Here is a 19566-nt window from a genome sequence, read left to right on the forward strand (position 1 = left end):
AAGAATATCATAATGCTATGGAATTACTACTAAAATCCTTAGTAGATACGACTGCAGATAAGGAAATATTAAGTTATAAAGATGCAATTAAATTTTATGCTGATAAACTGGATCAAATTTGGTGAACCTAATATGGGTGGTAGCGGGTTTTGGATGGACCCGGAAAACCTATTATTAGACATATATGTTCTAAGTCTAGTAAACAAACCTCCTTTAAAGAAAATTAATAATCATTGTCACCGTTAAATAAAAAAAGGAACAAAGAAAATCTTCAAATGATCTTCTTTGTTCCTTTTTTGTATCAACCACCAAAAAACAGGTCAATAATATTCGAAGCTGTGGAAGTATTCTTGTTATAAAACTCGGAATACCCACAGTTTTTACAAAACACGACTGTAAAGCTATTGTTTTGAATATCAAACATTTTTGACAGCCCCGTACCAGTCATGGCTACATCTTTGGTGCCGGTATCTCTACTTCCACATTTAATACAGCCTTTTTCGCTCATAATGTCACTCCTCTATACATTCTCTCTAAATATCTACGATAAAAGAGTTTAAAAGTTTCCAAAATAAAAATTTTATTATTGTTAAAATATTCAAAAATATCCATCGGTTTTGTTACAATAGAGGTATGTGAAAAGTGAGGAGTGATGACATGCTCCAATTTAAAGATATTATTACACCTGTTGATTTTGTTGTTACCGAAGAAACCACTCTAAAAGAAGCGATTACCCTTATGTACCAAAAGAAGTGGAACCTCTTGCCTGTTACAGATGCTAGCAGACATCCAGTCGGTGTTTTTACCCGCAGCAGTTTGCATCAGATGGTCACAGCAGAATGTCAGCTTACGACTCCAATTAAAAATTACATAAAGAAACAGGTTGAAAAAATCAGTGTAGATATCCCTTATGAAAAAATCGAAGAAATCGTCAAAAAAAGCAAGGTTGGAACCGGTGTGGTCGTCGATGAACAGAATCGTGTCATTGGCATCCTAACGAAAACGGATATGGTGATGTCACTGCTGCAAACGTCACAAGAGCTGCAAACGATAAAAAAATTAAAGAGAACGTTGGAAACAGCCATTGACCATGCTTTTGATGGAATCGTCATGACGGATGAAAAGAAAGTCATCACGATGGTAAGCCCTCCGCTTCTGGAATTATTTAATCGTCCAGTAGAAGCGGTACTGTACAAGCTAGCCGCGAAGGCATTGCCTCAGCTGCATTTAGAAAACGTTTATGAATCAGAAGCAGCTGAGGTCAGCGGCTTTTTAGAAATCAATGGGATAAAATATATCGTTCACCGCATCCCAATCCTTGAGGATGGAAAAGTCATTGGGGCAATCGGCAAGGTCGTCTTCCGCCAATTAAACGAGGTAAGCGAGTTATTCAAAAAGCTGCAGAAGGCAGAAAACAAAGCGAACTTTTATCATCAGCAATATCAGAAATCGGAAACAGCCCGGTTCACATGGGAGCAAATTTTAAGCACGGACCCCTTTATGGAGAAATTGAAGAAAAGCGGGGCAAAGGCGGCTAAAGGCAGGTCAACGGTGCTCATCCGCGGTGAAAGCGGCACTGGGAAAGAACTATTTGCCCACGCGATACATAGCAGTAGTGCCAGGAGTACCGGGAAGTTTATCGTTGTGAATTGTGCAGCGATTCCGGAGGATTTGCTAGAATCCGAGTTTTTTGGCTATGAAGAAGGTGCTTTTACTGGTGCAAAGCAAAAAGGCAAACTTGGGAAGTTCGATCTGGCCAACGGAGGAACGCTTTTTCTCGATGAGATTGGCGACATGTCCATATCCTTGCAAGCAAAGCTGCTGCGCGTACTTCAAGAACGGGAATTTTACCGAGTTGGCGGCACAGCAAAGATAAAAGTAGATGTCCGAATCATTGCGGCAACGAACAGAAATTTAGAAGAAATGGTCAGGGAAGGCCTTTTTAGAGAGGATTTATATTATCGTCTCAATGTTATTTCACTTCATATTCCGCCGCTCCGTGATCGTCCATATGATATTGATCATTTATTTAGGCAGTTTATGATTGAATTCAATCAAATTTTAGGCACAAGTATTTCCGGGATTGAGACCCGTGCCAGAGAAGCGCTTCTGAGTTACGACTGGCCGGGTAATGTTCGCGAATTACGGAATGTCATGGAACGGGCGATGACATTTTCCGAAAGTGGAAAAATTAAATACGAGGATCTGCCGGATTATTTAATTAAGCAGGTTCCGCTTAAAGAACCTGCCCTAAATGTGTCCATGGTCGAAAATGCTGAGCTCGAGGCAATTAAAAAAGCGCTTGTTCAGGTACAAGGAAATAAAGTTCAAGCAGCTAGATTACTAGGAATCAGCCGCTCGGGCTTGTATGAAAAAATTAAGAAATACAAACTAGTATGAAAAATTCGGAGGACTTATGTGGGAAGCTATAAGATTTTTAATTGGAATTATTGGACTAAGCTTATCCATATTTGTTGTGTTTTTTCATAAAAGTGAATTCCTCCCGATTGTTTGGCTATGTTTATGGGTGATGTTTGCAGTAATAGGTGTGATCGAACTAAAAGCGAAACGAAAGGATACCGCTTTGATGTATTTCACTGTCGTGTGAATAATGTTATTAGGGGAAATTTCATCCCGGTAATGGAATAAGATTGAAGTTGAATTGTAGGTGTCCATTAATTGGACACTTTTTGTATATGAAATGTATTTGAAAATACATAAACCCTAATAGAGTGACCTTATTTTTACAAGTTGAGTCTGTTGGTTTAGTTATCTGAATATTGGCATAAAAATTGCATACTTAAAGGTGGAGATCATTTTTAATAAAGGGGGATCCTTGAATGAATATCGGAAGTCTCTTGTCTCAAAGTGCCCGCAAGTTTCCGGAATTACTAGCAATTGAGTGCGAAGGCAGAAGCTATACGTACCGCCAATTTAATGAAGAAGTAAACAGGCTTGCTCACGGACTACTGCAACAGGGTGTGAATAAAGGTGACAAGCTTGCTTTAATGATGAAGAATTCTGATCACTTTGTATTTACCTTTTTTGCCGCTGCTAAAATTGGCGCTGTCGCTGTTCCAGTGAACTTCCGTTTAACAGCAACAGAGGTTCAATACATTTTAGAACAGTCTGATACGGCCATTGTGGTATGTGATAAGGAATTTGAACAAATCATTGCGGAAGCGAAACAGGGGACAGGGGTCAGAATGGTCATGACGGTTGGCGAACCGGAAACTGTAGGTTTCTATTCTTATGAAAAAATTTTATCTGAACACACGAATGAGCCAGATATAGAGGTTTCTGAGAAGGACGATGTCGAGATTTTGTACACTTCAGGTACAACAGGACGTCCAAAAGGTGCCATCTTTGATCATAGTCAAATTTTTAAAGTAGGTATTTCCGTTACCATCAACATGGGGATTAGTATGCATGAGCGGATTCTCCATCTTGCGCCGCTGTTCCATTCTGCCCAGTTGAACCTATTTCTTATTTCCGGCGTTGCCCTAGGTGCGACCCATATTATCCATCGCGATTTTCATCCAGTAAAAACATTGCAAGCGATCCAAGAACATAAAATTACCCATTTGTTTGCAGTACCAGCCATGTATAACTTTCTTCTCCAAGTTCCAAATGCTATCGATTATGATTTAACTTCCATAAGAAGAGTCGGATACGGAGCAGCCCCAATGGCTCCAGAGCTTGTCAAAAAAAGCATGCTGTTATTTAAAACCGATCAATTTTACAACTTATGCGGATTGACCGAAGCTGGACCAGGTGGCATTCTCCTTGATCCTGAGGGGCATAAGCAGCATCTTGGCAAGGGCGGGAAACCAATTTTCATGACCGAAACGCGGGTTGTAAATGAAGAGGGTAAGGATGTATTACCAGGTGTCATTGGTGAATTTATTGTTCGCAGCCCGATGGTGATGAAGGAGTATTATAAAAAGCCAGAGGAAACAAAGAGTACTCTCAAGGGCGGCTGGCTCTATACAGGAGATTTGGCAACTATCGATGAGGAAGGCTATATCACGTTAGTTGACCGGAAAAAGGACATGATCATCTCGGGCGGAGAAAATGTATACTCCGTTGAAGTCGAAGGAGTTCTGTATGAACATCCAGCAGTGCTTGAAGCAGCGATTATTGGCTTGCCGGATGAGGTTTGGGGTGAGGCGGTATGTGCGGTCATCGTTCCAAAAGAAGGCGCAGTAATCGATGAGCAGGAATTGCGCAGCTTTTGCCGGGAGAAGTTGGCAGGCTATAAAGTTCCAAGGCGGATTTTTATTGAGCAGCAGCTGCCAAGGAATGCATCAGGGAAAATACTAAAATACCAACTGCGTCAAAGAATGAATCTGATTAGCGGGGAAAGATTGTCTTAGATTCTAGAAAAGAGTACGGATTTGTTCAAATTGAACCTAAATGTGTTCATATCCGCTTTAGTATTGTTCATATCCGCCGTAGTTTTGTTCATATCGACTCAAAATTTGTTCATATAAATTAAAAATTGTTCATATAGGCCTAATATTTGTTCATAAGCTATTTAATCGGAAATATCTACACTTAAATAAAATTTTTGGAAGTGAGGTCAAAACATGAAACACCCATATTTAAACGAAGATCACGAAATTTTTCGCCAATCATTAAGAAAGTTTTTAGAAAAGGAAGCATATCCCTTTTATGAACAATGGGAGGAAGAACGAATGATTCCCCGTTCTTTTTGGAGGAAAATGGGCGAGCAGGGCTTTCTTTGTCCCGATATCGATGAGAAATATGGCGGCAGTGAGGTAGATTGGGGATTTGCCGTTGTCATTAATGAAGAGCTGGAACACGTTGGCTCTGGGCTAATTGGGGTAAGTCTCCACAATGATATTGTTGTCCCTTACATCACAGCTTATGGAAGCGAGGAACAGAAGCAGCGCTGGCTGCCAAAGTGTGTCACGGGAGAAATCATTACTGCCATTGCGATGACAGAACCAGGCACTGGCTCTGACCTCGCCAACATCAAAACAACCGCCAAGCTGGAAGGGGACCACTATATTGTCAACGGACAAAAGACGTTCATCACAAACGGTATCCAATCCGACCTTATTGTGGTTGCGGTTAAGACCGACCAGCAAGCAGTACCGAAACATAAAGGTGTCAGTCTGATTGTCATCGAACGGGACACTCCTGGTTTCTCAAGAGGAAGAAAACTGAACAAAGTTGGGCTCCATTGTCAGGATACAGCAGAATTGATTTTTGAAGACTGCCGGGTGCCAAAGGATAATTTGCTTGGCGAGGAAGGGAAAGGCTTCCTATATTTAATGGAAAAACTCCAACAGGAACGGCTGCTTGTCGCGATTGGGGCGCAAACGGCATCGGAAGTGATGCTGAAAATGACCATTGATTATGTAAAAAGCCGGGAAGCATTCGGAAAACCAGTCAGTCAGTTCCAAAATACCCAGTTTAAAATAGTCGAAATGGCTACCGACATTGAAATGGGCAGAGCCTTTTTAGATCAGTTAATTGCCGAGCATATTGAAGGGAAAAATGTCGTGACGAAAGTATCAATGGCAAAATGGAAACTGACTGACATCGCGAAGAAGATAGCTTCTGAATGCATGCAGCTCCATGGCGGCTACGGATATATGGAAGAGTACGAGATTGCCAGACGATTCCGTGATATCCCTGTCTCCAGCATTTACGCCGGCACAAATGAAATTATGAAAACGATTATTGCTAAAAATCTCGGATTTTAGAAAGAGAGGAAGATGAATATGCGTGAAGTTGTAATTGTTGAGGGTGTTCGAACTCCGGTAGGAAGAAGAAATGGTATCTTGAAAGATATCCGCCCTGATGATTTGGCAGGTTTAACATTAAAAGAGCTTGTGAACCGTGCTGGTATCGATCCTGCTATCGTTGATGATGTCATTTTAGGCTGTGTGACGCAAGCAGGTGAACAAGCAGGCGATATTGCCAGAGTCGCTGCATTAATCGCCGGCTTTCCAATAGAAGTGCCAGGCACCACGATTGACCGTCAATGTGGTTCAAGCCAGCAAGCCGTTCATTTTGCTGCTCAGGCCATCCTTGCTGGCGACATGGATGTCGTCATTGCAGGCGGTGTCGAAAGTATGTCCCGAGTGCCGATGGGTTCTAACTATAAAGGTGCTGAGGAACCTTTTAGTCCAAATTTAAAATCAAAGTATGAAATGATCCATCAAGGCCTGTCCGCCGAACGGATTGCTGAAAAATATGGCTTTACTCGAGAACAGTTGGATCAATTCTCACTTGAAAGCCATCAAAAGGCATTAAAGGCGCAGGATGAAGGCTATTTTGCTAGGGAAATTTTTCCAATAGAGGTTACACTTCCGGATGGGACCACTGCCACCATTAATGAAGATTCCGGTCCAAGAAGAGGAACTTCACTGGAGGCATTGTCAGGTTTAAAGACGTCTTTCAAGGAAGAAGGCGTAATTCATGCCGGAAACTCTAGTCAAATTAGTGACGGTGCAGCCGCTCTATTGCTCATGTCTCGTGAAAAAGCAGAAGAGCTTGGTCTGAAGCCTCGTTTCCGTGTTCATACCCGAGTAGTCGTTGGCTCCGATCCAACCTTGATGCTGACAGGTCCTATTCCAGCTACACAAAAAGCTCTTGAAAAATCAGGCCTATCGATTGACGATATTGATGTATTTGAAGTAAACGAAGCCTTCGCACCAGTAACACTTGCCTGGTTGAAAGATACAGGTGCTGACCCAGCGAAGCTTAATCCAAATGGCGGTGCGATTGCCCTTGGTCATCCGCTAGGCGGCAGCGGTGCTCGGTTAATGGTGACAATGATACACGAGCTTGAACGTTCCGGTGGACGATACGGATTGCAAACGATGTGTGAAGGCCACGGAATGGCAAACGCGACGATTATTGAACGGTTAGATTAACTCTCAATCAGAGTTTATTAGCAGCCCGTCTAATTGAATTCACTGATAGAAGGGAGAAAATCGCCGATTCCAAATTTCGCAGATAGAGAGGCCGAATTCCCCGATAGAACGATGTACCATTTTAAAATTAATGCTGTTAAGAGGTTCTAAACTGTTAGGTTTAATAGGATACGTCAATAAATAAGTTGATTTAAAGCAAAATCGATGTTTTTTTATAAGGTGAAATAACACTCTTAAGGCAGTCGGTTCAGTGCCGATTGCCTCCAAATTTAATGTATCGGAGGCATTTACATGACCACGACAATCGGAAAAATCTTTGATTTAACGGTAAAAAAGTTTCCAAACAAAGAAGCCCTGTATGATGTTCGAAAAAATGTCCGCTACACCTACAAAGAATGGAACGAACAGGTCAACCGGCTGGCAAATGCCCTATTAAAAGAAGGAGTAAAAAAGGGCGATCGCGTTTCCACATTCATGTTCAATACTGAAGAATTAGGGACTGCCTTTTTTGCTTGTGCCAAAATCGGTGCTATTTTTAACCCGATTAATTTCCGGCTCACACCTGAGGAAGTGGCATATATTTTAGCGGATGCCGCCCCAAAGGTTGTTCTTTTTGAAAAAACTTTAGAGCCAGTTGTGGCAGCAATCGCCAACCGTTTCGATAAAATCGCCTTCTGGTTCATTGATGAAGATAAACCGGAATATGCCAGTAGTTATCAAGAAAAAGTCGCCTCCGAATCTACTGAAGATGTTCAAATTGAAGTCAATGAAAATGATATATATGCCTTTATCTATACAAGCGGAACAACAGGAAGACCCAAAGGAGTAATGCATATCCACCGCAATATGGTGGATCAAAGCGTCCTCTGCGCTGCCTCCGGAAAGCTTGTAACGGAAGATGTGGGCCTAGTGACTGCGCCGATGTTCCATTGCGCCGAACTGCATTGTGCCTTCCTGCCGAGAGTGCATGTTGGGGCAAAAAATGTCATTCTGCATCAATTTAATCCTAAAGCAATTCTTCCTTTAATTGAAAAAGAAAAAATTTCTAGGTTCTTTGCGGCACCAACGATGTGGAATATGCTCCTTCAAGAAGACTTGAGCCAATATGATTTATCAAGTCTGAAGCATGGTTTTTATGGTGCGGCTCCCATGGCTCCCTCTCTCGTTCATGCTCTGCATGACCGCTTAGGCATCTCGCTAATGCAAGCCTATGGAATGACAGAAATGGGACCTGCAATTACCTTCTTGTCGGAAACTGATCAACTAAGAAAAGCGGGTTCTGCTGGACAGGCTGCTCTAAATCATGATATTAGAATTGTCCGTACAAGAGAAGATGGGCCATCTGATCCTGATGATATTGTTCCGGTAGGGGAAACAGGTGAGATCCTTGTTAAAGGGCCATGTATGATGAGAGGTTACTATAATCGTAAAGAAGCGACGGAAAACGCGATGTTTAAGGGCTGGTACCATTCGGGAGACATCGGCTATCTTGATGAAGAGGGATTTCTATTTGTCAATGACCGTGTTGACGATATGATTATCAGCGGTGGAGAAAATATTTATCCGCGTGAGGTTGAAGACGTTTTGCACGCACACCCGGGAGTTCTGGACGTTGCTATTGTCGGCCAGCCAGATGACCGCTGGGGCGAAACCGTTACTGCTTTTGTTGTAAAAAAAGATCCAAATGTGACCGAACAAGAATTAGATGAATTCTGCATGAATAGTGATAGTCTCGCAAACTATAAGCGTCCGCGGAAATATGTTTTCTGTGAAGCACTCCCGCGCAATGCCAGCGGAAAAATCCAAAAATTCATTCTTCGTAAACAGCTAGAGGAACTTTTTGCCCCAGGCTCAACCAATTCCTAAGAAAGGGTACTGAAAATGCTAAAGGGGATAAAAGTCATTGATTTCACAAACTACCTGCCAGGCCCTTTTGCTACATTACGATTAGCAGAAATGGGAGCAGAAATTATCAAGGTGGAGTCTCCAGAAGGAGATCCTGCCCGCAATACAGGAATATCAAAACAGGGCACAGGACTTGTTTTTCTAGCAAATAACCGCCAAAAGAAAAGCATTACCCTTAATTTGAAGGAAAAAAAAGGCTTAGAAACAGCTTTAAAACTGATTGCAAGTGCCGATGTGGTTATTGAAAGCTTCAGACCCGGAGTGATGGAGAAGCTAGGGCTGGGATATGAGGCTGTTCGAAAAGTGAATTCTAATATCGTCTATTGCTCTATTTCCGGATATGGACAGAATGGGCTTCTTAGCAAGCTTGGCAACCATGATCTTAATTATATGGCCTTAAGCGGAGTTCTAGCCCAGCTCAAAGATAAAACGGGGAAACCTGTCCATCCATCCATTACGATAGCTGATTATTTGGGCGGTTTTGCCGCAAATGAACGGATTTTAGCGGGACTTGTTTTAAGGTCTTTGAAGGAGCAAGGAAGCTATCATTCTATTTCGATAACCGATCAACTGGTATCATTGCTCGGTAACCATGTAATGGTTGAAAGGGAAACAGGTGAAGGGACTGGCATTAATGTCCTAAACGGAAGCATTATTTCTTACGCCATTTATGAAACGTCGGACGGAAGGTATATGAGTTTGGCTGCACTAGAGCCGAAGTTTTGGCGGAATTTTTGTCTAGCACAAAGGCGTGAGGATTGGGTTGGGGGGCAATTTTCAAAGACGGAGGATGCCAATCCTATTTTTAAGGAAGTGACAGCGCTTTTTAAAAGTAAAACCTTTTATGAGTGGACGGAGTTTTCCCAAAAAGTAGATTGCTGTATAGCACCTGTTCTCGAGATAGGGGAACTTAGTGAAAACCCATATTTTAAAGAAAAGGAACTCATCTTTGCTTCTTCTTGGGGAGATTTTCAAGTCAAAATGCACAGTGACCTAGAGCAGGAGTCGATTACCCCTCCACCTAATAAAGGCGAGCATAGAGATGAAATAATAAATAATATTTTTATATAAAAAGTATAGACTGTCGAGGATGAATCGGCAGTCTAATTTTGTTAAAGGTCGTTTAGAGTCGATCTACGTGCCCAAACCCGAGGGAAAAAGGTAAAGTAGAGTGGCTCTCTACATGCCCGAATTCAAAGTAAAAACGGTTAAACGGTAACGTAGAGCGGTTATACGTGCCCGAACCCGAGGGAAATAGCAAAAAGGTAACGTAAAGCCAATCTAAGAAAAAGGCAATACCAACACGCTTATTAGTATAATTGAACACAAATAATCTTAAATAAAGACAAAATTAGAGAATGAAAAGCAGTATAATAAGATTATGTAATAGATTTTTCTAAAAATGAAAGGAGAAACGATCTTGTTTGAAAAAGCACTCCCACTACTTAATTCCTACTTCGGTTACAGCTCATTCCGCAACGGTCAAGAGCACGCAATCCGTTCAGTATTTGCAGGCAACAATACCATTTGTGTCATGCCGACGGGTGGCGGTAAATCCATTTGTTATCAAATTCCTGCTCTCGTCCTTCCGGGCACCACAATAGTAATTTCCCCCTTGATTTCCTTAATGAAGGATCAAGTAGATGCCCTCATTCAAGCAGGAATTCCAGCCACATTTATTAATAGTTCATTAAGTTATAGTGAAGCAAATGAACGAATTCGGGATGCGAAGCAAGGAAAATACAAGCTTTTATACATAGCACCGGAAAGATTAGAATCAGATGACTTTATTGAAGACCTGAAAAATATGGCCATTCCATTAGTCGCTGTAGATGAGGCGCACTGTATTTCGCAATGGGGACATGATTTCCGTCCAAGCTATCGCCATATTCAACAAATGATTAATAGTCTGCCGCAACGGCCGAATGTTCTAGCGTTAACGGCAACTGCAACCCCAAGAGTTCGTGAGGATATTTGCCATCTCTTAAACATTGATGATAGAAATACCATAATCACTGGGTTTGAACGGGAAAATCTGTCTTTTTCAGTTATTAAAGGCCAGGATCGGCTAAAGTACCTGTTGGATTATTTGAAAAAGAATGAACATGAAGCAGGCATTATTTATGCGGCAACACGGAAGAACGTCGATCAGCTTTATGAAAAGCTCAGGAAGGAAAATATAAATGCTGCCCGCTACCATGCAGGTATGGGCGATATAGACCGTGCTCGTGAGCAAGAACGATTTTTAGAAGATAAAGCCTCGGTTATGGTTGCCACATCTGCCTTTGGGATGGGGATTGATAAGAGTAATATCCGATATGTTGTTCATTACCAAATGCCCAAAAATATGGAGAGCTATTATCAAGAAGCAGGCCGTGCCGGACGGGATGGGTTGGAAAGTGAATGTGTCATGCTATATTCCCCCCAGGATGTACAGGTTCAGCGCTTTTTAATTGATCAGTCAAGCGACCGGAGCCGGATTACACAAGAATTAGAAAAGCTGCAGCAGATGGCAGATTATTGTCATACGGAAAGCTGCCTTCAGGAATTCATTTTAAAATATTTTGGCGAAACAGAAACTAAAAGCTGTGGCAGATGCGGAAACTGCTTGGACTCCAGGACAAGTATTGATGTCACGAAGGAAGCACAAATGGTGATGTCCTGTGTGATTCGCATGGGGCAGCGTTTTGGTAAAAACATTACCGCACAGGTGCTTACCGGATCGAAAAATAAAAAAGTGATGGATATGGGCTTTGAGCGGCTCACTACCTATGGAATCATGAAGGATCAAGGCGCGAAAGAGGTCAGCGATTTTATTGAATTTTTGATTTCGCAGGAGTTAATTGCGATTGAGCAGGGACAATTTCCGACCATTTATGTTTCTTCAAAAGGAAAAGATGTTCTTTTAGGAAAGCAACCGGTTTATCGTAGAGAAGCAGTGAAAGTGAAACAAGTTTCGAAGAATGATCCGCTATTTGAAGAATTAAGGGATGTCCGCAGAGGAATCGCGGAAGCCGAGAAAGTGCCGCCATTCGTCATTTTTTCTGATGCTGCAATCAAGGACATGTGTGCCAAGCTGCCGAAAACAAACGAGGAATTTTTACAGGTCAGCGGTGTCGGCGAGCATAAGCTCAAGAAATACGGACTCGAATTTATCCAGTCAATCCGTGCTTTTTTAGAGGATCATCCTGACTATCAGAGCGAATTCGATTCAGACCCACAAGCAGCGAAAAAACCTGCCAAAAAGGTGGTTCGTGATTCCCATTTGGAAACTTATACTTTATACAAGAATAACCTTTCTCTAAATGAAATTGCAGAAAAGCGGGAGTTATCAACTAAAACAGTTGAAGAGCATTTAATCCTCTGTGCGCAGCAGGGAATGGAAGTGGATTTTGCAAAATTCATCCCAGATGAATACATTCCATTATTGGAAAAGGCAGTTGCTGAGGCAGGAAGGGATCGCTTAAAACCCATCAAGGAACTCCTCCCTGAGGAAGTCAGCTATTTCATGATCAAAGCGTATGTATATTTTTTGAGTAAAAATAAGTAGGTAAGTGGCCGGCTTTATGCCGGTCATACTTTTTTTAGAAAATCAGGTAAAATATGTTATTATTAAACTATCAATTATGATAGAAGGTGATGACAATTAACGAAGTAGTATTATCGATCAAGGATTTAGAAAAGCATTATGGTGCAAAAAATGTGCTAAAAGAGATAAATCTAACTGTCTATCGCGGACAGATTATCGGCTACATTGGGCCAAATGGAGCTGGTAAAAGTACAACGATTAAAATTTTACTTGGACTTGAAGCGGACTATAACGGTACGGTAGAAATCTTTGGCGAGGAAGTTATAGAAACGAATATCGACTATAAAAGAAAAATAGGCTATGTACCGGAAATTGCCGACCTCTATGATAATCTCACTGCAATGGAATACTTAACCTTTGTCGGAGAATTATATGGTATGGATTTTCAAGCTGCGGATGAAAAGGCGCAAAGGCTGATGAAGGTCTTTGGCTTAGAAGATGTGTACCACTCACGAATTTCCTCTTATTCGAAGGGCATGCGGCAAAAAGTACTAATTATTTCTAGTTTATTGCATAATCCTGACCTGTTATTTTTAGATGAGCCGTTAAGCGGACTCGATGCCAATAGTGTAATGATTTTTAAAGAAATACTAGCCATTCTTGCAGCACAGGGGAAAACGATTTTTTACTCGTCCCATATTATGGATGTGGTTGAAAAAATCAGCAACCGGATTATCCTCATTAATGACGGAAAAATTGTTGCCGATGGCACCTTCAATGAGTTGAAGGAGCAAAATAAAGAAGGGACACTGGAGCAGATTTTTAATCAGCTGACAGGTTTTAATGAATATAGGGTTTTAGCAGAAGAATTCGTGTCCATCGTTCAAGAGGTATAACGGATGAAAAACTTTAAGACGCTAAGATTCCTAGATTTTTTCCGTGGCCTTTTTGAACGCTTTGGCATCAATTACACTGTTATGCGAAAAATTTTGACGGTTAAACTGACGATGGATGGGAGAAGAACCCCGACTATCTTTAACCAGCAGGCAAAGAAAAAGAAGAAACCTGAAGAAAACGGTTTTATCAAATCATTAGGGATGTATGTGTTATTAAGCCTAATGCTCATTCCTTTTGTCGTGCTTGAACACAGCTTACTTTATCAAATGAGCATCTTTTATGGCATCGTCATGTTTTTGGTGATGACATCAATGATTTCAGATTTTTCGAATGTACTTTTAGATGTCAGGGATAAGGGAATTCTCCTGACAAAGCCAGTAGATAAAAAGACATTAAATGTAGCGAAAACAGTTCATATTTGTATTTATTTAGTCTTTTTAACTGCCGCACTTACGGCCGTCCCTATAGTAATCGGGACATTTAGACATGGGATTTTATTTTTACTCCTATCAATAATCAGTCTTATTTTAGTCAATCTCTTTATTGTCGTATTAACGGCCATAATTTATTATTTTATTTTGCGGTTTTTTGATGGTGAAAAGCTGAAGGATATCATCAATTACGTGCAAATTGGCTTATCCATTTCGATTGCTGTAGGATACCAGGTATTGGCAAGAGCCTTTAGCTTTGTTGATATGAAAATAACCTTTACACCAAGCTGGTGGCAATTCTTCATTCCACCGATTTGGTTTGGAGCACCATATGAGATATTCCTGAAGCAGCATTCTGACGGTTATCTTGTCTCATTTTCGCTCGTAGCACTAGTTATTCCGATCGTCTCAATCATTATCTATACCAGGATGATGCCTTCATTTGAAAGAAATCTGCAAAAACTAACGAATAATAGCGGGGGAAGCAAACGGAGGGAGCGAACATGGAAAAATGGGCTCGTAAAAGTGATTTGCCGAAATAACGAGGAAAGGATCTTTTTCCGCTTTGCTGATCATATGATGCGAAACGAGAGAGAATTTCGTTTAAAGGTATATCCCGCCTTAGGATTATCACTTGTTTTTCCGTTTATTTTTCTGTTTAATGAAATCCAAATGAATTCCTATGCTCACATGGTTTCTAGTAAATGGTATTTATCGATTTATTTTAGCTGTTTAATGATCCCAAATGCCATTACCATGCTGAAATACTCGGGGAAATATAAAGGAGCATGGATTTACCAAACAGCGCCAATCCACAACCTAGCACCATTTTACAGTTCAGTCTTAAAGGTGTTTATTGTTAATCTCTTTTTGCCTGTCTATATCGTTTTAAGCGCAATATTTATTGCCATTTTTGGGGTAAAAATTATCGATGATTTATTGGTTGTATTTGTTTCCGCTATTTTATATACGGTTATTTGCTCGAACTATCTAAAAGGAACATTGCCATTTTCAGAATCATTTGAGGATGCCCTTCAGAGCGGGGGATTAAAAGTGATTCTGGCTTCCCTTTGTATAGCTGCTTTCACTGGGATCCATTTTGCTGTTACATTAATTCCTTATGGTGTACCTCTTTATTTGATCTTGCTTGTAGCTGCTACCATTTTTTCATGGAAGCTGGCGTATAAGACGGTGTGGGATTTTAAATGAATAAAGACTGTCATTGGGGAATTTCTCTTGGTGTCAGCCATCTACAAGGGAAATTAAAATTGATATTATTTTTAGAATATTCATATCGTTGTCGATATCTCTCTTTAATTGTTGTTATTTCCCAGGTAATTTGTCGATAAAAAGAACAGGACTATCTGCCCTGTTCTTTTTCATATTCATCTAAAAACGGTTTATTAGCGTAATAGTACATCATCGCCATAAAAACAGATCCTCCAATCAAGTTACCAATTGTAACCGGTACTAAATTATGGATCACGCCGCCCCATGAAATTGTCCCAGGGTGATTTAGGACTAATGCAATGGCAAACGTACACATATTGGCGATGCTATGTTCATAGCCGGAAATAAAGAAACAAAACACAAACAGCATCATCGCAAACATTTTCGGCCCATCCCCTTTTAACCCCATTGGAAGAAAGAAGGCCATGCAGACTAGCCAATTACAAAGGATGGCACGGAAAAATAACTCCGTCGTCGGCACCTGCATTTTAATCTCCACGACATGGAGTAAAAACCCATTGACTGACGTCTCGGTATAAAGTCCTGTTGTAAAAATGATAAAGGCAAATACAGCTGCCCCTAAAATGTTTCCTCCATAACTGCAAACCCATAGCTTCCCAACGTCTGTCCAGGTCATTTTCTTACGAAGCGCAGCATACGTGTAATAGAACGTATTTCCTGTAAACAAATCTCCGCCGCCGTAGGCAATTAAAATGATGGCCGCTCCAAAGGTGAGCGCAGCCATCGGATAGGCGAAAGGGGAATGATCAAGATAAAAGTAATTCCCAGTTTTGAATGCAACTATGACGCCAAAACCAATAAACATACTGGCAAGCATTGAACGTAAAATATAGCGGAGAACACTTTGCCGAAATATTTTCACCTTTTTTAAGGCTAGTTTTTCAGCTTCACCTAAAGCCTGAATTTCCATGTGTCATATCACCATCCCATTTATCGTTATACCTGTTTAATTTTAAACGAAAAAAGGTGAGATATGTATAGATGGGGTAAATTTTCCACATTAGCACTAACCTTTATCCTTTGAATAAACGTATTTTGGGAATCATAGAATGTTGTAACAGTAGAAATTAGCACATTTGTCCATAAATCAGCTATAATAAAAAAAGTTTTGTAAAGACTGATTTTTAAGGAGTTTATTATGCTGAAAATGAAAAAAATTACACCGATATATGATCCGTGGGAGGCTTATTTAGATATCGAGGAATATGGAAAGCCTGAGCTAACGAACGTTGAATTTACTACGACAACTCTTTGTAATATGCGCTGTGAGCATTGTGCAGTAGGATATACACTGCAGACAAAGGATCCAGCGGCGCTTCCTCTTGATGTATTGTTACAAAGGCTGGAAGAAATCCCGGCGCTCCGTTCCTTAAGTATCACTGGCGGAGAACCAATGTTATCATTATCCTCTGTAAAGAATTATGTCGTACCGTTATTAAAATATGCACATGACCGTGGCGTTCGGACACAAATAAACTCGAATTTAACACTTGATTTAGCTAGGTATGAATTAATCATTCCTTACTTAGATGTATTACATATTTCACATAACTGGGGAACAGTAGATGACTTTGTTGAGGGCGGTTTTGCGAGGATGGAGCGTCAGCCTGATTATGAACAACGAGAAAAATACTTTACGAGAATGATAGAAAATAGCCGCGCGCTTGTTAAAGCAGGAGTAATGGTTTCGGCTGAAACGATGTTAAACAAACGGACATTGCCTCATTTAGCAAAAATTCACCATCAAATTGTCAATGAAATGCTTTGCCAGAGACATGAGGTTCACCCGATGTACCCTAGCGATTTTGCTAGTAATCTGGAAACTTTGTCGTTGGAGGAAATAAGAAAGGCTATCCATCACTTACTAGATATCAGGGATGAAAATGTATGGATGCTGTTTGGGACGCTGCCGTTTTATGCTTGCAGCAGTAACCAAGAGGAATTGGAACTTTTAAAAAGGTTGTATAGGAGTAAGAATGTTACCGTCAGAAACGATCCTGATGGCCGTTCCCGCTTGAATGTAAATATATTTAACGGCGACATTATTGTCACCGATTTTGGTGATACACCACCGCTTGGAAACATCCAAACAACGAGGCTGGTAGATGCCTATGCATCTTGGCAAACATCGTCTCTAGCAAAAGAATTAAGCTGCCATTGCCCGGCTGTTTCTTGCCTTGGACCAAATATATTAGTCAAGAATAGCTATTATCAAGATTGTGACTTTAGCAAACGGCAAAACAAAATTCAAAAATAAAAAAGCGGGGCAAATCTAACGGGTTCTGTTTTCGAGTACAAAATTAAAAAAACAGTAGAAAAAGGGTAACCAAATCTTAATGGTTTTGGCTGCCCTTTTTATTTTAAAAATTGATCTGGTTTCGTATTTCAACTCGCGTATATAAAGAAGATGGTTACAGAACTTTCTGTAATGCTAATAATAAATATACTTTTTTACACTCGAATTAGGAATAGTGCAAATTTAACCTAAGTACTAATTTCTGTCCCTGTGTAGAAACGATTGATGCGAAATTAAATAGATTATGAAAAACAGTTGTCATAAGAAAATGTCCCTTTCATTTAAACACGTTTAAATAAAAAAACTATTTACAAAATTTACATAAGTTGTATAATTAACACTGTAATATAAGTTAACGGTGTTAATTAAAATAACTGTGTAAACATAAGTTCTAACAATGATTCTAGCTTGGAGCGTGAAACAGTATATGAGTACGAAAGAAAGACGAAAACGTGAGATTGAGGAGATGAGGCTAGAAATTATTGAAGCAGCGGTTGGGTTGTTTCTATCTGATGGGTATGCAAATGTTTCAATGAGAAAAATAGCAAAGCAAATCGATTATTCCCCTACAGCCATTTACAATTATTTTGCAAACAAAGAAGAAATATTGATTCAAATATTAAGGCAGGGCTATTCCATCTTTCTATCAAGCTTAAAGGAAGGAGTAGCTAAAAGTGATTCACAGGATGCATTGGAAAGATTGAAGGCATCATTATATGCTTATATCGAATTCGGATTTAAGCATCCCGATTATTACCGGTTAATTTTCATTGAGAACCTCCATCAGCTTCAAAGGGTCATGACAGAAGAGGATGATAGGATAAGAGGTTTTCTTCTATTAACCGAGATTGTAGCTAAAGCTATGAGTACAGGGGCATTAAAGAAGAATGATGCTCAACTGGTTTCACAGTCATTATGGGCATCACTTCACGGCATAACAAGTCTTTTAATAACCTTTCCAGACTTTAGCTGGCATGAAAAAGAAGGATTTGTCACTTTTCAGGTAGATGCGATGATTAAGGGATTAACATAAGGGGTTGAAACAATTAGGGGGGAGAAATTAATGGGGAAACGTAAAATTAATTGGACAGTTTGGCTCAGTTATCTTGTCATTACGGGGTTCATCGTATATATCTTAATAACCTATGGTCTTAACGACCCCAAAAAAGCTGCTATGGTTTCAGGGAAGTTAGAGAATCCATCCTTTCATTATCAAACATGGAAAATCTTATTCTTCTTCCATATATCAACTGGAGCAATAGCTTTAATCCTTGGGCCTTTACAATTTTTAAAGGTAAGTCGTAAAAATATAAAAGTACATCGTACTATTGGGAAAATCTATGTTTCATCCATTTTTCTAAGTGTTCCTGCAGGAATCTGCCTTGCGTTTTATGCAACTGGTGGAATTGGTGGAACAATTGGATTTCTCATACTGGATATTGTTTGGATGGTGACGACATTCATAGGACTTAAACGGATTCGTGAGAGAAATATCCAAAGCCACCAAGAATGGATGCTTCGCAGCTATGCAGTTACACTTGTCTTCGTTACATTCCGTCTTCTAATGCCAATGTTGGTATTTCTTTTCCATCTTGGGTTTGCCATTGGTTTTCCTCTTGCAGTAATCGCTTCGATGATTATTAATTTATCTTTTACAGAAAGATATCTAAAGAGAAATCGGACGGCAGGCAAAAAATCAACCCGATATACTTGTTCAGCAGAGTAAATATATAAAAATTAATAGTCAGTTATCTAATGGGGTGGGGAATCAATGGAAGGAATCAAGGTATTGAATCTAGGAGTGCGATTTTTGTTAGAAATCATCGCACTCATTATTTTGGGATATTGGGGATTTCAAGTATCTCAGGGTACCATTATGAAAATCATAGTAGGATTCGGGACACCCTTACTAGCAGCGGTAACATGGGGATTGTTTGGAGCGCCAAAGGCAACGTATTTATTAACCGGATTCCCCTTTCTTTTATTGGAAATCATCATTTTTGGATTACCAGCAATTGCCCTGTTTTTTATCGAAAAACAAAAACTGGCCGTTATATATGGATTGGTTACGGTTATTAATCTCATATTAATAAAAATTTGGGATCAATGAAATGGAAAACAGTCTGCATTTTGAAATAAAGTGTTCCGTTTTCGGGTGCATAGGTATTAAATGAAATATAAAATAGCGTGAGAATTGACTCACGCTATTTTTCTTTGTCTTGTATGAATAAGCCTTTCATTCGGACTAACAAAGGCAATTTCTGAAATATGCCTCGGATTCGGACAAGACAAGGCAATTTCCAGCTAATCCTGTCCGAATAAGCCATGCATTCGGACAAGACAAGG

General features: G+C 40.1%; 16 protein-coding genes. 14 read left to right on the forward strand and 2 right to left on the reverse strand.

The genetic code is table 11. The features are described 5' to 3' along the window. Positions 1-301: 301 nt before the first annotated feature. The gene (locus tag V7150_RS00555) at positions 302-508 is read right to left on the reverse strand and encodes a zinc ribbon domain-containing protein (RefSeq protein WP_335512568.1); all 207 of its coding nucleotides are present in this window, start codon (positions 506-508) and stop codon (positions 302-304) included. 149 nt (positions 509-657) lie between these two features. Between V7150_RS00555 and V7150_RS00560 the strand changes: the two genes are divergently transcribed. The 10 genes from V7150_RS00560 to V7150_RS00605 all read left to right on the forward strand — a co-directional run bounded on the left by V7150_RS00560 (position 658) and on the right by V7150_RS00605 (position 14882). Then, entirely contained in the window at positions 658-2400 is a 1743-nt protein-coding gene (locus tag V7150_RS00560; protein WP_335512570.1) for a sigma 54-interacting transcriptional regulator, read from the forward strand. A 16-nt stretch (positions 2401-2416) separates the two neighbouring features. After that, a complete protein-coding gene (locus V7150_RS00565; protein WP_335512572.1) occupies positions 2417-2608 on the forward strand; it encodes a hypothetical protein in 192 nt (63 codons plus the stop codon). 232 nt (positions 2609-2840) lie between these two features. Then, a complete protein-coding gene (locus tag V7150_RS00570) occupies positions 2841-4376 on the forward strand; it encodes an acyl-CoA synthetase (RefSeq protein WP_335512574.1) in 1536 nt (511 codons plus the stop codon). Positions 4377-4589: 213 nt separating this feature from the next. After that, positions 4590-5735, forward strand: coding sequence for an acyl-CoA dehydrogenase family protein (locus tag V7150_RS00575; protein ID WP_335512576.1), 1146 nt, complete (start codon positions 4590-4592; stop codon positions 5733-5735). Between the two features lie 18 nt (positions 5736-5753). Beyond that, positions 5754-6911, forward strand: coding sequence for a thiolase family protein (locus V7150_RS00580; protein ID WP_335512578.1), 1158 nt, complete (start codon positions 5754-5756; stop codon positions 6909-6911). Positions 6912-7202: 291 nt separating this feature from the next. Next, the gene (locus V7150_RS00585; protein ID WP_335512580.1) at positions 7203-8777 is read left to right on the forward strand and encodes a fatty acid--CoA ligase; all 1575 of its coding nucleotides are present in this window, start codon (positions 7203-7205) and stop codon (positions 8775-8777) included. 15 nt (positions 8778-8792) lie between these two features. Beyond that, the gene (locus V7150_RS00590) at positions 8793-9887 is read left to right on the forward strand and encodes a CaiB/BaiF CoA transferase family protein (protein ID WP_335512582.1); all 1095 of its coding nucleotides are present in this window, start codon (positions 8793-8795) and stop codon (positions 9885-9887) included. Positions 9888-10236: 349 nt separating this feature from the next. Further along, a complete protein-coding gene (gene recQ / locus V7150_RS00595; protein ID WP_335512584.1) occupies positions 10237-12366 on the forward strand; it encodes a DNA helicase RecQ in 2130 nt (709 codons plus the stop codon). A gap of 89 nt (positions 12367-12455) precedes the next feature. Then, on the forward strand, positions 12456-13241 hold the full coding sequence (locus tag V7150_RS00600) for an ABC transporter ATP-binding protein (protein ID WP_335512585.1): 786 nt from the start codon (positions 12456-12458) through the stop codon (positions 13239-13241). Positions 13242-13244: 3 nt separating this feature from the next. After that, positions 13245-14882: a hypothetical protein gene (locus V7150_RS00605; RefSeq protein ID WP_335512587.1), complete on the forward strand. Its 1638-nt coding sequence runs from the start codon at positions 13245-13247 to the stop codon at positions 14880-14882. A gap of 151 nt (positions 14883-15033) precedes the next feature. On the opposite strand, the gene V7150_RS00610 is transcribed toward V7150_RS00605, so the two are convergent. Then, positions 15034-15834, reverse strand: coding sequence for a formate/nitrite transporter family protein (locus tag V7150_RS00610; protein ID WP_335512590.1), 801 nt, complete (start codon positions 15832-15834; stop codon positions 15034-15036). 228 nt (positions 15835-16062) lie between these two features. Between V7150_RS00610 and yfkAB the strand changes: the two genes are divergently transcribed. From yfkAB to V7150_RS00630, 4 genes are all read left to right on the forward strand, one after another. Beyond that, positions 16063-17181 carry a radical SAM/CxCxxxxC motif protein YfkAB gene (yfkAB, locus tag V7150_RS00615; RefSeq protein ID WP_335512592.1) on the forward strand — a complete coding sequence of 373 codons (1119 nt, stop codon included), beginning with the start codon at positions 16063-16065 and terminating at the stop codon, positions 17179-17181. A 466-nt stretch (positions 17182-17647) separates the two neighbouring features. Further along, the gene (locus V7150_RS00620; protein WP_335512594.1) at positions 17648-18253 is read left to right on the forward strand and encodes a TetR/AcrR family transcriptional regulator; all 606 of its coding nucleotides are present in this window, start codon (positions 17648-17650) and stop codon (positions 18251-18253) included. Positions 18254-18283: 30 nt separating this feature from the next. After that, positions 18284-18946 carry a DUF2306 domain-containing protein gene (locus V7150_RS00625; RefSeq protein WP_335512596.1) on the forward strand — a complete coding sequence of 221 codons (663 nt, stop codon included), beginning with the start codon at positions 18284-18286 and terminating at the stop codon, positions 18944-18946. Between the two features lie 45 nt (positions 18947-18991). Beyond that, a complete protein-coding gene (locus tag V7150_RS00630) occupies positions 18992-19330 on the forward strand; it encodes a YrdB family protein (RefSeq protein WP_335512598.1) in 339 nt (112 codons plus the stop codon). Positions 19331-19566 lie beyond the last annotated feature (236 nt).

It is taken from the genome of Neobacillus drentensis (genome assembly GCF_036965245.1).
Taxonomy (GTDB): domain Bacteria; phylum Bacillota; class Bacilli; order Bacillales; family Cytobacillaceae; genus Neobacillus; species Neobacillus drentensis_G.

Bases quoted from the DNA above. Each gene is read 5' to 3' on its own strand.
- V7150_RS00555 (WP_335512568.1), bottom strand. From the start codon at position 508: ATGAGCGAAAAAGGCTGTATTAAATGTGGAAGTAGAGATACCGGCACC.
- V7150_RS00560 (WP_335512570.1), top strand. From the start codon at position 658: ATGCTCCAATTTAAAGATATTATTACACCTGTTGATTTTGTTGTTACC.
- V7150_RS00565 (WP_335512572.1), top strand. From the start codon at position 2,417: ATGTGGGAAGCTATAAGATTTTTAATTGGAATTATTGGACTAAGCTTA.
- V7150_RS00570 (WP_335512574.1), top strand. From the start codon at position 2,841: ATGAATATCGGAAGTCTCTTGTCTCAAAGTGCCCGCAAGTTTCCGGAA.
- V7150_RS00575 (WP_335512576.1), top strand. From the start codon at position 4,590: ATGAAACACCCATATTTAAACGAAGATCACGAAATTTTTCGCCAATCA.
- V7150_RS00580 (WP_335512578.1), top strand. From the start codon at position 5,754: ATGCGTGAAGTTGTAATTGTTGAGGGTGTTCGAACTCCGGTAGGAAGA.
- V7150_RS00585 (WP_335512580.1), top strand. From the start codon at position 7,203: ATGACCACGACAATCGGAAAAATCTTTGATTTAACGGTAAAAAAGTTT.
- V7150_RS00590 (WP_335512582.1), top strand. From the start codon at position 8,793: ATGCTAAAGGGGATAAAAGTCATTGATTTCACAAACTACCTGCCAGGC.
- V7150_RS00600 (WP_335512585.1), top strand. From the start codon at position 12,456: ATGACAATTAACGAAGTAGTATTATCGATCAAGGATTTAGAAAAGCAT.
- V7150_RS00605 (WP_335512587.1), top strand. From the start codon at position 13,245: ATGAAAAACTTTAAGACGCTAAGATTCCTAGATTTTTTCCGTGGCCTT.
- V7150_RS00610 (WP_335512590.1), bottom strand. From the start codon at position 15,834: ATGGAAATTCAGGCTTTAGGTGAAGCTGAAAAACTAGCCTTAAAAAAG.
- yfkAB (WP_335512592.1), top strand. From the start codon at position 16,063: ATGCTGAAAATGAAAAAAATTACACCGATATATGATCCGTGGGAGGCT.
- V7150_RS00620 (WP_335512594.1), top strand. From the start codon at position 17,648: ATGAGTACGAAAGAAAGACGAAAACGTGAGATTGAGGAGATGAGGCTA.
- V7150_RS00625 (WP_335512596.1), top strand. From the start codon at position 18,284: ATGGGGAAACGTAAAATTAATTGGACAGTTTGGCTCAGTTATCTTGTC.
- V7150_RS00630 (WP_335512598.1), top strand. From the start codon at position 18,992: ATGGAAGGAATCAAGGTATTGAATCTAGGAGTGCGATTTTTGTTAGAA.